Origin of the sequence: Streptomyces sp. NPDC050448, from assembly GCF_040655295.1 — a bacterium.
Lineage (GTDB): Bacteria > Actinomycetota > Actinomycetes > Streptomycetales > Streptomycetaceae > Streptomyces.
This window is the reverse complement of record NZ_JBFAJR010000014.1, coordinates 56,764-69,270: the sequence shown is the minus strand read 5'-3', so window position 1 is coordinate 69,270 and position 12,507 is coordinate 56,764. Positions and strand designations below refer to the sequence as shown.

The following is a 12,507-nucleotide window of genomic DNA, read 5'->3' as shown; positions in this document are numbered from 1 at the left end:
TGGGTATTCGTACTGGTCATGGGCGGGTGTCTGTGGTGTAGATCGTCCGTCAGGGCGGTTCGTGGTGGCTCCGGCCCCGACGCGCTCCCGCCGGACTACGAGCTCTTCGGCCGGTCACGGTCCGTCGGGTCGGCGAGATACTCGGCCTTCCTGTCGGCGTCCGGGGCAAGCTGGAGCCGATTCGCGCACAACCGACCAAGCTCGTCGACGGCCGGTTCACGATCGGGGTTGAGAGGATCGGACAGTGGAATAGCGCTGGACGGGCCGGAGTGCGTGGATCTTCACGAACCGCGCGGCGCGTTTCTCAGGTCGGTTCGTTGAGACAGCGCGCGAACACGCCAGTGAAGCAGCGATGAAGCACGTACATGGCGCTGACCTTGCTAAAGGTTCTTCCTCGGTCCGATCTTCCTCGACCCCGGAAGCGGGCTACCACGCTCTCGACACCCGCACCGGTCCGTGACTTCCTGAACAACCTCGGCCCGAATCCCGCCGCGGCCAGGTGGGTGAGCTCGCGCATCTGGCGAACGCGGCGAACTCGTGGTCGGCGATCGTTCTTCTCACCCTGCCCTACCGTCTACCCGGCGTGAGTCCGTTCTCGTAGGCGATGATCGTCAGGTGGACGCGGTCCCGGGCCTCGAGCTTGGCGAACAGACGCGCGACATGGGTCTTCGCCGTCGCCACGCTGATCATCAACCGCTCGGCTATCTCACCGTTCGACAGTCCCTGTCCGACCAGTGCCAGCACCTCGCGCTCCCGGTCGGTGATCCCCGCGATGAGACGTGAGTTTGCGGCGGGCTCGGTGTCCGGTGCGGGGGCCGCGGGGGTGGCGGAGGTTCCGGCGAAGTCGGCGATCAGCCGTCGGGTGACGCTCGGCGCGATCAACGCGTCGCCGGCCGCCACCACGCGGATCGCGTCCAGGATCGCGTCCAGGGCCATGCTCTTGAGCAGGAATCCGCTGGCGCCGGCGCGCAGTGCGCCGTAGACGTACTCGTCGTCGTCGAAGGTCGTCAGCACCAGCACCTTGGGCGGGTCCGGCTCGGCGGTCGCCTGCCGGGTCGCCTCGATCCCGTCCATGCCCGGCATCCGGATGTCCATCACCACGACGTCCGGCCGCAGCTCACGTACCAGGCGCACCGCCTCGCGGCCGTCGCCGGCCTCGCCGACCACCTCCAGGTCGGCGGTGTCGCCGATCAGGATCGCGAGCCCGAGCAGCATCAGCGGCTGGTCGTCGACCAGCAGCACCCGCACGCTCATGCCGGGAGCCTCGCAGCCACCCGGAATCCGCCCTCCGGACGCCGGCCCGCGCTGAACTGGCCGGACAGCAACGTCACCCGCTCGCGCATGCCGAGCAGGCCGAAGCCGCTCCCGCCGGCCGTTGCCGAGGGCCTCGGACGGCCGGGCCCGCCGGGACCGTCGTCCCCGTCGTCCACCACCTCGATCGTCACTCCTGTCGGCTCGTATCCGACCGCGACCCGGCACGTCCGCGCACCGGAATGCCGCACCACGTTCGTCACCGACTCCTGGACGATCCGGAACGCCGACAGCTCGATCTCCGGCGGCAGCGGACGCCGCTCGCCCCGCCAGGCCACGTGGACCCGCACCCCGGCGTCGGCCGTGCGTTCGGCGAGCCGCGGGATATCGGCCAGGCTGCCGGCCGGCGCCAGCGGAGCGGCCCCCGGCATGGCGTCGTCCGGCTCGGCGCGGCGTAGCGCTCCGAGCATGCGCTGCAGCTCGAGCAGCGTCTGGCGGCTGGTGGACTCGATGCCGGTCAGCGCCTGCCGCGTCTGCTCAGGCTTGGTGTCCACGACCCGCGCCGCCGCTCCCGACAGCACCGTGATGATCCCGATGCTGTGCGCGACGCTGTCGTGCAGTTCGCGGGCGATCCGCAGCCGCTCGGTGACGACGGCGCGGGCCGCCCTCTGCTCATGCAAGGCTCCGAGGTACTCACGGCGTTTGCGATACACCCCCCCGAAGACCCACGCGACCGCGAACCACAACGCGAACTGCCCGGCCCACTGGGCCGCGTCGCCGACGGTCTCCCCGGGGTAGACGTGGATGTTCTCGACGAACGCGGCCGCGACGGCCGCGACGGAGCCGACGGCGGCAGCCTTCGGCCGCCGGACGGCGAGGTGCCCGCCCAAGAAGACGAGCAGGACGAACACGATCAAGGGCCGCACGCCGAAGAGGTCGCCGAGGACCGATTCGCCCAGGATCGCCGCGAAGACCGCCGCCGGCAGACGGCGCATCAGCAGAACCGGAAGGGCGAGCACGACGCACAGACCTATCATCTGGAAGGGCCCGAGGCCGGGAAACCGGAACAGGCCGGGACCACGACGGATCGACCAGCAGAGCATCAGCGCGTAGAAGCAGGCGGTGGCCAGTACCACGGCCCGGTCCGTCAGCCAGGTCACGCGCTTCGATGTCGAGAGACGCTGGAGAAGCTCTTCCATACGGAGATCGTATTCAGCGGCGTCGGCTCCGCGCGTCGCCCCGGGGATGTACGCGGGGTACACCCCCGGGCCGACGGCCTGGGGAACGGTGACATCCACCGGCCGACGCGACGGAGGAGCTGCGGAACCTAGCGTCGATCCCATGAAACGCAATCGCCGTATCAGCGCTGTCGCGGCGCTGGCGCTCGCCGCCCTCGTCACCGGAACCGGCACCGGGTTCGCCGCCACGACCACACCGTCGGCCACACCGGTGGCCACGCACGCGTTCGACACCGCACCGGCCACGGCCACGGCCACCGCGCCCACACGGTCCTTCCAAGGCACCCTCCCCGCGCCGACCGGCCCCTACGCCGCCGGCAAGGAGGTTATCCACCTCACCGACGCGAACCGTCCCGACCCGTGGGTGCCGTCATCCGGCCCCCGCCAACTGACCGTCACGATGATCTACCCGGCCGTCCCCGGGACCGGGACTCCGGCCCCTTACATGACCCTCGGCGAGGCAGCCGGAATCCTCCAGCGCCAGAAGACGCCGGCGAGCTCCGGCGTCACCCCGCAGACCCTTTCCAGCGTCACCACCCACGCCTTCGACGGCGCGCGGCCGCAGAGGGGCAAGTATCCGCTGGTGGTCCTCTCAGCCGCGCACGAGAACCCGCGCATGACGCTCACCGCGCTCGCGACCGACCTGGCCAGCCACGGCTACGTCGTCGCGCTCGTCGGCCACACCAACGAGGACAGCGGCGAGACGCTGGCGAACGGCCAGACGTCGTCGTGCGTGATCTGCGACAACCCGGCGCTCAACCTCGACTCCGTCGTCGCCAGCCGCGCGACGGACGTGTCCTTCGTGATCGACCAGTTGACGCACGGCATTACCGCGTGGCGCCTGGCACACCTCATCGACAAGCATCAGATCGGCATGGCCGGGCACTCACTCGGCGGAGCGTCGGCCGCCGCCACGATGATCGCCGACCCGCGAGTACGGGCCGGAGTGAACATGGACGGCACCTTCCACCCGACCCCGATGCCCGGCCAGATCAACCGGCCGTTCCTCATGCTGGGCACGGCCGAAAACCACTCGGCCGGCGGCCACAACACCACGTGGGAGCAGGCATGGGCCGCCCTCGGCGGCTACAAGGAGTGGCTGACGGTCACCGACGCCGACCACTTCAACTTCAGCGACCTGGACCTGCTTAAGAAGCAGGCCGGGTTCCCGACGCAGGGCCTCTCCCCGGAACGCGGGCTGGTGATCACCCGCGAGTACGTGACGGCGTTCTTCGACCAGACGCTGAAGGGGATCCACAGTCCGCTGCTGGACGGCCCCTCGCCGAACAATCCGGAAGTACTCTTCCAGCACTAGTGCAGCGCCGCGTTGATCCTTCGGGGGTTCAAGCGGCTTTGAGTGGGCTGCCGTCGTAGGTCCAGCGGTAGGGCTTGGCGTCGAGTTCGTCGTAGGCCAAGACGAAAGTGTCGATGGCCGCGGCCAGTTCGTCGCGGGAGGCGAACTGGCCGCGGCGTAGTAGACGTCGGGTCAGGGTGGAGAAGAACAGCTCGTCGGGTAGCCCCAGCGCGTCTCCGTGCTGGGCCCCTCAGAACCGGCCGTGCCCGATTTCCAGGCAACCGGCTCAAACAAGCCCCGAGGGCTGTCGGGCAGGCAGAAGTGCTGGCCGGTGCTGCCGTCGCGGAGGCGGCGGTGGCAGTGGGCATGTATGAGACGGGTTGCGACGTGTCGATTCGACGTTCTCCACGGTCAAGCTGCGGACGAAGGTCACCCGCGGTGCCGGCAGCCCGGCCGCGGCCCTGGCGATGGTGTTCAAACTGGTCGAGTCCGCACAGGCCCGCTGGCGCGCGATCACCGGGGCGCACCTGGTGCCCCTGGTCCGTGCCGGCGCCCGCTTCGAGAACGGTCACCTCGTGGAGGGCGCCTCGGACCTGGTGGCGTGAGTCCTCGGGTCGTATGCGACGCTCCGGGCGTCACCACGACAGCGAGGAGAGAACATGCTGGTCACGGTGACTGGAGGTGCCGGGGCGGGAAAGACCACACTGGCTACCGCACTGGCGGCTACGACGCCCCGGGGGCCAGCGCGGGTACTCCGCCGTGACGGCTACTACTTCCTCACTGGGGTGTTCACAAGTGCCCGTTCGAACCGGCTGGCTGCGCCAGTTGCATCCCTACCGGCTGCTGGCGCTGCCGAATGCCTTCGGCCCGCCGCACCGCGATGCCCCGCACGTTGAACGCCCAGCTCGCACCACACCCGACGCCGACCAGCCAGGCCAGAAGGAAGACTCCGATGACGACGGCCCCTGCGTCCCGGCAGCAAGACTGCTCATCACGCGGCACTCCATACGGCTTCAAGGTCCTGGCAGTGAACAGTGATCGACGCATCGGTCAGCACAATTTCGTGGCTACAACCATCATGCCGCGGAAGGATCTCGTCGAGGAGCACCGTATCGGCCTGCATCCAGTTGATCGACTGGTCGTAGTCGATCGAGAAGTGCGAGACCCCAGAGTACCGAATTCGAAGACCGGATTCATGCTTCCACTGGTTGGCGGAAAATTCCAGGGTCAAGACCCCACGCTTGTCCGTCGGCACGGAGATTCTTGCCAGTTCGAGGTCTTTTACAGATCGGGCACTGCGCATGCTGTAGTGCTCGGCGTCGGAGGCGAAAGCCCAGGCTCCGGCAGGCAACGCGTCCCGCATCTGCGGAAGTTCGACGAGATAGGCGCTCGAGTCCAGGTTGAACCCGTGCATCTCTGAATCCCAGTCCGCCTTCACATATTTCATTTACAGCCTTCCGAGGCAAGACGGGGTCGCTGCCATTTATCTCCGGTGACGTCTTCGGTCCCCTTCGGGCCAATCCGTCCATGCCGCCGCATGGTGTCGATGGCTTTCCCCTTCAGCGCGTTCTCGACACTTGGCGGAACTTCAACATCTGCACCTATTGTTCGGTGCTTGTTGAACCAGCCGTCGCTGCCAAAGATACCCACCTCGCGGCCAGATTTGTCGTAGACGTGGATCTCAAAGTCTCTCCCCTTCATCCCTTCCTGCCAGGTGTCCAATCGCCCTCGATACCCCTGCCCAAGGTCAAGCGGATCCTTCGGCCCCCGTGCCGCAAGCCCCAGCGAGTCGGTCCAGCCCAACGCGTGGGACTGTAAAACGTTCGGCTCTGTTTCGTAGTCGGTGGTGACGCTGCGTCCTCATTGTGGGAGGAGGATGCGGTGGCGGAGGAGGGGGAACCCGGCTCGGCCGTGCATCTGTCTCGTGATCCGTTTGGTTTGTGTGTTGACGCCCTCGGTGCGGCCGTTGTGGTACGGGAGGGTGAGGCCGGCGTCGACGGCGGCGCGGTCGAGTTCGAGGCCGTTGGCGAAGGAATGCAGGTGAGGCAGGGCGGCGGCGCGAACTGACGTGATCCAGTCGGTGAGCTTGGTGTCGTTGCCTTTCGCTGGGGTCAGCAGCTTTGCGAACTCGCCGACGAGGCGGGTGAGTTCGGTCATCTCCGGGCAGGCTCTGGCGAGTTCGCGCAGGTGAGCGGTGTCCTTGTCGCGCAGGTTCTCCGGGCGGGTGAGGAGGAGGCGGGCGAAGCGCTGCGGCGTGGTGAGCGGCCGTTCGCCTTCGGCGCGGCCCTGGGTGATGTAGCGGACCAGGAGGTTCGCGCTGCCGGTGTAGCCCAGCTCCTTGATCTCGCGCAGGAGGTGGGTGACGGGCACCGCGGGGTCCTCGGCCCGGCGCCGACGCAGGTAGTCGCGGTAGGGTCGACGAGCGTGGGCTTGTAGCGGGGTGCGAGGCGCTCTGCGGTGGCTCCTTCATGCGGGCGTACCGCTTGACGGTGTTCAGGGCGACATCGAGGCGGCGGGCGCATTCGAGCAGGCCGACGCCCTGGCCGAGTAGACTGTGGACCTTGTGCCAGCGCTCACGGGTGGTCTGCTCGCGTAGGCCTCCGGGCCGGGCGGGGTTCACCGCGGTGGCCCGGCAGGCGGCGTGGGAGCGGATCTCGGCCAGGACCTTCCCGCACAGGTTGGACCAGAGGTGCCACCTGTCGCTGACCTGCACCGCTTCGGGCAGGGCCTGGCGGATCGCCTCGGCGTAGGTAGCCGAGCCGTCGCGGCAGACGTACTCGGCCCCGGGGTGCTCGCGCAGCCAGGCGGTCAGCGGGGGGGCGGTGCGGTCGGGCAGGACGTCGATGCGTTCGCTGGTCTCGGCGTTGATGATCACGGTCGTATAGCGGTGCCGACGCTTGAGGGCGAAGTCGTCGACCCCGATCACCCGTGGGATCCGCAAGGCCGGCGTGGGGATGTGCCTGAGCAGGCGCAGGGCGCTGGCGTAGGCGGCCGGCACGGCCCAGGGACCGGGCGAGGCGGGCGGCCGCCCGGCCGCATAACTCCTTGACTACCTGCGAGAGCTGCCTGGTCAGACGTGTCGTGCGGCGCTGTAGGCGCTCAAGCAGCCCGGGGATCTGCTCCCGGAACGTCTGCCGCGGACAGCCCCGGCCCGGGCAGACCAGTCGGCGCACACGGACTCGGACCACCACCCGGCGGCCGTCCACGGCACGTCCGCCACCGTCCGCCAGTGGTACCCGTGCACCTTCCCCGTCGGCACCCCGCACACCGGGCACGGAACCGGGACATCCCGGGTCCGGGCCGCGACCCGGACCACCTCGTCGCCGTCCACCACATCCTCGATGACCAGCGCCGACAGCCCCGAAACACCACATTCACAAGAGAGTTGGCATCATGCACAATCCATGATTGCAGCCAAGGACGCAGCGTCACCACCGACTACAGAACAGAGCCGTTGGTTTGACAGACCCCATTGCACGTGCAACCCCGAGCTTGGGACTGTCGGAACCGGTCGCTAGAGTGATCGGTAAGACGTAGTACGCGCACGTGCGAACGGCGCGAACGGGGACGGGGAGCGGCGGAAACGCTGCGCTCACGGGGATTTCGGGGAGTCGGGGAGGCCATCGTGGCAGATGAAACGGGGCGAGCCTGGTGGGAGCGAGCCTTGCCCTGGGGCTGCCGGGTCCGATGGGCGTGCTCGCGGGCGCGGCTTACGGGGCGACCGCTGCGGCGCTGCAGGTCCAGTACGACGATTTGAAGGACTATCAGAAGCTGGTGGACAGTCTCCTGGCGACGCTTCAGGAGTCTCCGGCTGATCACGGGAAGCTGGCCGACGGCACACTGTCGCAGGCAGCCCAGGGCAAGGGCTTCGCTCAGGCCGAGAAGCTCCACAAGGCGTACACCACCGTCCACACGGAGCTGCAGAAGCTGTCGAAGGGGCTGGCGGTGCAGATCGAGGCTCTCGGCATCGCCATCCAGTCCGCGGGCGGCGGCTACAGCGAGGTGGACGAGGAGACGAAGCGGCGCATGGGCCTCCTTGCCAAGCAGGCCCATGAGCAATACGTCCGGGAGCGGGATCCGTACGCGGACAAGTCGGCCGACGGCGGACAGCCGGCCACGCCGAATGCGCCGCAGCCGAACGGGACGAAGAAGGGTGCTGTCTTCGGATGAGCGAGTTCGAGGGCTACACTCACGCGCAGCTGTACGCCATGGTCACTGCGATCGACCCGGACAAGACCTTTACCTGCGCAACGCAGCTCACCAATGCCGCCAAGGCGATCGAAGAGATCGGAAAGAAGCTCAAGGACCACAAGGTCAAGGGCTGGGAGGGTGAAGCGGCCGAGGCCTTCCAGAACTGGGTGAACCAGACGGGTAGTGCCACGCTGGTGCTGGCCGAGTACAGCGCAGCCGGCGGCAAGTACATGGCGGAGACCACCCAAATCATGCGTGAGGTCAAGCCGACCGATTACGGCGCGGGCAACATGCCCAACTACAGCGCGTCTGCGGAGGCGACCCTCAGGGCGAACCTCGCGACGTCCCGTGAGTACCACAACGACCCGGATGCGGTGAAGCTGGGCCAGGAGGCCTGGTCGAAGCTGAGCGGAGACCACGCGCGGGCTGTGGACGCGATGACCAAGCTGGCCGGGTCGTACGAGAAGTCGGCGCAGCATATGGATGCTGCGAAGATTCCGACGTTCCCGCCGCCGCCGAATGTGCTGGTGCCGCCTGGCTACTACGGCAGTTCAGAGGAGATGGCGAGGCCCGGAGGAGGGTCTGGCGGAGGCGCCGGTTCGACAGGTTCCTCGTACACGACGCAGGGGTCGTCGCACGGTACGTCCTCGGGTGATCCCGGATCGGTGCCTGGGCGTTCGCCGCAGCCGGACATCACGGTCCCGTCAGTGCCCGTGCCGTCGATTCCGGACCGCGGGGTGGACGTGGACCTCGACAGCGTAGCGACGCTTCCGGACCGGACTGTGCCTCCGCTGACGACCACGCCCGGCCCGCTGCCCACAGGGCCTGTCAGCCCCACTCCCGGCCCTGTTCTCCCGCCCGTGAGCTTCCCGCCGGTCGGAGGCATGAAGCCGCCCGGCGGCACCGGCCCGGGTATCGGCCCCTACCCGGGACTGGGCGGTCCCGGCACCCCTCCTCCCGGCGGCAAGGTCCTCGGCACGCCGGGAATGTCCCCGCGTGACAGCAGCATCACGGGCGGCCGGCCTGTGAGGTCCACCGGACCCAGCTCGGGCATCCCGCGCGGCACCGTCATCGGCGAAGGTACCCAGGTCGGCCGTGGGCTGGGCGGTGGCATGGGTCCCGGCGGCGGTCACGGAGGCGGCCAGAACGGCTTCGCGGCAGGTCGTCGACTTGCCTCGGAGCCGGGAGGCATCGTCGGAGGTCGCCAGGCCGCTGCGGTCGCTCGCCCGATCGCGGGCGGCCAGCCGTTCACGCAGGGCGGCTCGGGTCTCGTACGCAACAGTGGCGGTGCCATGGGCCATGCGGGTGCGGGTACGCATGCTCGGGGCACGCGACGTGAGGACCAAGGCGGCGAACGCCCCGACTACCTGGTCGAGGACGAAGAGACCTGGCAGGGCAACCGTCGCGTTGCTCCGCCGGTGATCGACTGAGCAGAACGGACGTTGCACGGGATGCACATGCGCAAGGCGACCGCGGCCCTGGTGGGCCTGCTGCTGGCCGGGGTCGCCGCGACCCCGGCCCACGCGGAGACCATTCGATCGCAGCAATGGCATCTCGACGCCATGAAGGCGGACGAGATCTGGAAAGTCAGCACGGGGAAGGGCGTCACCGTCGCGGTAATCGACGATGGGGTCAGGGAAATTCCCGAGCTGGAAGGCCAGCTCGTCCCTGGCAAGCGATTCACGCCGCAAGGTGGCGACGGACCTACTGACCAGGGCAGTCACGGCACAGGCATGGCTGCCTTGATCGCCGGAACGGGAAAACATCCGAGTGGCGACGGCGCCTACGGCCTTGCCCCCGGCGTCAAGATTCTCCCAATCCTCGTTTCGAACACTGAAAAGGCAACGCCGACATGGGTTGCGGCAATTCGGTACGCGGCAGACTCCGATGCCAAAATCATTAACATGTCCCTGGGAATCGACGGTAAGCCGGAGGATGACCTGGAGCGGGCTAAAGCGGTGAAGTACGCGTTGTCCAAGGGCAAGCTGATTTTTGCCGCGGTTGGCAACTACGGCGATTCGACCAACGAGCTCACCTACCCCGCAGGGACCCCAGGAGTGGTGGGCGTCGGAGCAGTGGATGCCAGCGGCGAGCCGACCAAGGAGTCGCAGCATGGTCCCCAGGTGGACTTGGCCGCACCCGGCATGAACATCGTCTTGGCTTGCACTGCCAAGTCGGGACTGTGCAAGACCAACGGCACCAGTGACGCCTCCGCCCTCGCCTCCGCCTCCGCGGCTTTGCTCTGGTCCGCTCACCCCGACTGGACCAACAACCAGGTCCTGCGGGTCCTGTTGAACACCGCCGGCAAGCCCGTCGACGGTGCCCCGCGCAACGACTTCGTGGGCTACGGCATCGCGCGGCCGCGGGTCGCCCTGGAGACGCCCGGTGACCCCGGTCCGGCGGATGTCTTCCCGCTCCCCGACCTGGCGGCGGCGGACGGGAAGAACTCGCCTGCCCCGTCGGCTGACGGCAAGAAGCCCGAGTCCAATGCGCCCGCGCCCCAGGCAGAGGCCAAGAAGGACGGCGGTAGCAGCCTTCTCTGGATGGGGCTCGGGCTCGGTGCCTGCGTGCTCATCGGGGGAGCCGTCACCGCGGTCGTCGTCCGGCGGAGGAACGCCTGACGGCGCCCGATGCGCATGCTCGGAGACGACCTCGGCCTTGGCGGGTCTCCCGCCGGCCGGGGTCGTCGCGTCTCCGGCCGGCGGCGCCGAGACGGTTCGGCCCCGACAATGGCGCCTCGGTGCCATGAAGGCCGATGAAACCTCCGAGGGTCGATGACCGAGGCCAGCCGCTGCGCGGCGGACCCGCCCACTGCGTCGAGCCAACGACCCCGTCGGGGCTGCGCAGCCGCACGCCCCTGGCCCCGGGCCGACGCACACCGGCCCCGGGTCCGCACTCCCCGTACGGAATCCAGACGGACACCCGCAGACTCCTTCCCCGGGCCCTGCCCGGGATGGGATTCTGCTGCTCATTGCCGGAGCCGTAACCACAGGCGTAGTTCAACGTGTTAGACGCTCATGTGACACAAGGAGAAAAGCACGCGATGCCGTTCGACGAGGAATGGTCGGCGGCACGCGCCACGGCCGCCACCAACGTCTCCATGCGGCTCAACCACGTACCTGTCGAGCCCGGTGGCGGCGGCGGTGGCGACCTGGAGCTCAACCAGGACCACATCGGCGCCATCGGCACCGAGGCGTACAAGCTGCACTCGCGGCTCCAGACGGACGGCAAGCACGCCGCCACCGCCACCGGCGAGGCCGCCGGGGCGCTCACGAAGGAGAGCTTCACCATCCGCCACACCACCAGCGAGATCCGGCACCTGATGGACCAGCATGCACACACCCCCCGGCCCCCAGCAGCACACCTCAACACCCTGGCAGGACTCCTCGTCCACGCCACCGCACACGGCGCGACCCTCACGACGGAGACCAAACCAACGTGTTGATTCTTTACGGGCCCTTAGGTACCGACCGAGGGTGATCCGAACGACGAGTTCTATGCTCGGCAGCCCCGAGGCGTGCCAAGATCCACGACTACGGGCCCCGGCTACGCGCTCGTCAGTCGGCTCGGCTTCTCGGCCCTGGAGCATGGCTCGTACGCGGTCGGGCAAGGAAGACAGCGGTGTCTGGGCGAGTTCGTCCAAGCCGCGATAGACGGGTAGTCCTAGCACCGCCTCTTCCGCGTCAATGGGTTCCTGTCCGTTCGCGACTACAGGGGCATCGGGCATGGCTAGCCAACCCTCGATGGCGTCAGAACCGCTGTAACGAGCAAGGTTTCGTTCCCTGTAGTACTCATCCCGAGCGGCAGCGCGGAGAGCATCCCGCCCGCGCACGTGCAGATCCCGTACGGCGGTGTGCGCCGCTTCAAGGCTCGTCTGGCCTCTGCCCGGTGCGTCGCAGAGGATGCGATGCCACGGCATGCTGCGATCCCGGACATGTGCCGGCGAGGGCCTTGGACCGCGAAGTTCGGCCCGCACGGTGAGGGCTGAAACGATGGTGCAGCCCAGTTGGGTGGGTGTGCCAAGTCCGTGCCGGCAGTCGACTGCGCGTCCGGTGGCGGAGGTTGGAACCCAGTTGCGGTGGTTGTAGAGCACGTACGCGGGGACACATCCGGCGATCAGTGCGTCCTCCACCAGGAGCTCGCTCTGTCGGGCGCCGGTGCTACGAACGACGTGTTCGAGATCGTATCCTCCACCGCGCTTTGCCCGTTTCGCCTGAACGCGCATCCCGAAGCCGCTGCCCCCAGAGTGGAACCACCACTCCCAGTCGGCGCCGTTACGGGACTCTTCCGCCCTGTGGAACTCGCGGATCACGATTCGATTCGGGTGTCCTCGGCGCAAGTCTTGAAGGTTGAACTGCGTATACGCCTCTTCCCCTGGCACGTCTCGTTCGTAGTGGTCGGTGCTCAGCCACTCGAAGGTGCGAGTGGCGCATGCTCGCAGAGTGCGGCACAAAGAGCGGCCCGGCGATGCCGCCCAGCTCGTTGACGCGGCGGTTCCTTCGTCACGAGGTCTGGCACACATAGGGCAATAGC

9 protein-coding genes and 3 pseudogenes are annotated in these 12,507 nt (G+C 68.1%); 6 read left to right on the top strand and 6 right to left on the bottom strand.

Annotated features, from left to right (window positions below; translation table 11 throughout):
* Window positions 1-567 precede the first annotated feature (567 nt).
* Both AB0I68_RS18750 and AB0I68_RS18745 read right to left on the bottom strand, forming a co-directional pair.
* Window positions 568-1,254, bottom strand: coding sequence for a response regulator transcription factor (locus AB0I68_RS18750; RefSeq protein ID WP_363178421.1), 687 nt, complete (start codon window positions 1,252-1,254; stop codon window positions 568-570).
* Window positions 1,251-2,450, bottom strand: a complete 1,200-nt coding sequence (locus tag AB0I68_RS18745; protein WP_363178420.1) for a histidine kinase — start codon at window positions 2,448-2,450, stop codon at window positions 1,251-1,253. Before AB0I68_RS18745 ends, AB0I68_RS18750 begins: the two co-directional genes overlap by 4 nt.
* A gap of 142 nt (window positions 2,451-2,592) precedes the next feature.
* Here AB0I68_RS18745 and AB0I68_RS18740 point away from each other — a divergent pair, with 142 nt between their 5' ends.
* Both AB0I68_RS18740 and AB0I68_RS18735 read left to right on the top strand, forming a co-directional pair.
* On the top strand, window positions 2,593-3,804 hold the full coding sequence (locus AB0I68_RS18740) for an alpha/beta hydrolase (RefSeq protein WP_363178419.1): 1,212 nt from the start codon (window positions 2,593-2,595) through the stop codon (window positions 3,802-3,804).
* A 368-nt stretch (window positions 3,805-4,172) separates the two neighbouring features.
* Window positions 4,173-4,388, top strand: a pseudogene (locus AB0I68_RS18735) (IS256 family transposase); the annotation flags it as partial.
* A gap of 386 nt (window positions 4,389-4,774) precedes the next feature.
* Here the strand turns inward: AB0I68_RS18735 and AB0I68_RS18730 are convergent.
* The 3 genes and pseudogenes from AB0I68_RS18730 to AB0I68_RS18720 all read right to left on the bottom strand — a co-directional run bounded on the left by AB0I68_RS18730 (window position 4,775) and on the right by AB0I68_RS18720 (window position 7,141).
* Window positions 4,775-5,230 carry a hypothetical protein gene (locus AB0I68_RS18730; RefSeq protein WP_363178418.1) on the bottom strand — a complete coding sequence of 152 codons (456 nt, stop codon included), beginning with the start codon at window positions 5,228-5,230 and terminating at the stop codon, window positions 4,775-4,777.
* Window positions 5,227-5,505 carry a hypothetical protein gene (locus AB0I68_RS18725; RefSeq protein ID WP_363178417.1) on the bottom strand — a complete coding sequence of 93 codons (279 nt, stop codon included), beginning with the start codon at window positions 5,503-5,505 and terminating at the stop codon, window positions 5,227-5,229. Before AB0I68_RS18725 ends, AB0I68_RS18730 begins: the two co-directional genes overlap by 4 nt.
* A 138-nt stretch (window positions 5,506-5,643) precedes the next feature.
* A pseudogene (locus AB0I68_RS18720) lies at window positions 5,644-7,141 on the bottom strand (ISL3 family transposase).
* 329 nt (window positions 7,142-7,470) lie between these two features.
* Here AB0I68_RS18720 and AB0I68_RS18715 point away from each other — a divergent pair.
* The 4 genes from AB0I68_RS18715 (at window position 7,471) to AB0I68_RS18700 (ending at window position 11,419) form a co-directional block, all read left to right on the top strand.
* Window positions 7,471-7,953 (top strand): hypothetical protein, encoded by a 483-nt coding sequence (locus tag AB0I68_RS18715; protein ID WP_363178415.1) that lies wholly within the window; start codon window positions 7,471-7,473, stop codon window positions 7,951-7,953.
* Window positions 7,950-9,404 carry a hypothetical protein gene (locus tag AB0I68_RS18710; RefSeq protein ID WP_363178414.1) on the top strand — a complete coding sequence of 485 codons (1,455 nt, stop codon included), beginning with the start codon at window positions 7,950-7,952 and terminating at the stop codon, window positions 9,402-9,404. The genes AB0I68_RS18715 and AB0I68_RS18710 overlap by 4 nt, the downstream gene beginning before the upstream one ends.
* Window positions 9,405-9,425: 21 nt before the next feature.
* Window positions 9,426-10,595: a type VII secretion-associated serine protease mycosin gene (gene mycP / locus AB0I68_RS18705; RefSeq protein WP_363178413.1), complete on the top strand. Its 1,170-nt coding sequence runs from the start codon at window positions 9,426-9,428 to the stop codon at window positions 10,593-10,595.
* 422 nt (window positions 10,596-11,017) lie between these two features.
* Complete coding sequence (locus AB0I68_RS18700; RefSeq protein ID WP_363178523.1) at window positions 11,018-11,419, top strand: hypothetical protein; 402 nt, start codon at window positions 11,018-11,020, stop codon at window positions 11,417-11,419.
* Window positions 11,420-11,854: 435 nt separating this feature from the next.
* Here the strand turns inward: AB0I68_RS18700 and AB0I68_RS18695 are convergent.
* Window positions 11,855-12,496: pseudogene (locus AB0I68_RS18695) on the bottom strand (DUF6615 family protein); the annotation flags it as partial.
* Window positions 12,497-12,507: the final 11 nt, after the last annotated feature.

Coding starts and splice junctions, on each gene's coding strand:
- AB0I68_RS18750 (WP_363178421.1), bottom strand. CDS start 1,254: ATGAGCGTGCGGGTGCTGCTGGTCGACGACCAGCCGCTGATGCTGCTC.
- AB0I68_RS18745 (WP_363178420.1), bottom strand. CDS start 2,450: ATGGAAGAGCTTCTCCAGCGTCTCTCGACATCGAAGCGCGTGACCTGG.
- AB0I68_RS18740 (WP_363178419.1), top strand. CDS start 2,593: ATGAAACGCAATCGCCGTATCAGCGCTGTCGCGGCGCTGGCGCTCGCC.
- AB0I68_RS18730 (WP_363178418.1), bottom strand. CDS start 5,230: ATGAAATATGTGAAGGCGGACTGGGATTCAGAGATGCACGGGTTCAAC.
- AB0I68_RS18715 (WP_363178415.1), top strand. CDS start 7,471: ATGGGCGTGCTCGCGGGCGCGGCTTACGGGGCGACCGCTGCGGCGCTG.
- AB0I68_RS18710 (WP_363178414.1), top strand. CDS start 7,950: ATGAGCGAGTTCGAGGGCTACACTCACGCGCAGCTGTACGCCATGGTC.
- mycP (WP_363178413.1), top strand. CDS start 9,426: ATGCACATGCGCAAGGCGACCGCGGCCCTGGTGGGCCTGCTGCTGGCC.
- AB0I68_RS18700 (WP_363178523.1), top strand. CDS start 11,018: ATGCCGTTCGACGAGGAATGGTCGGCGGCACGCGCCACGGCCGCCACC.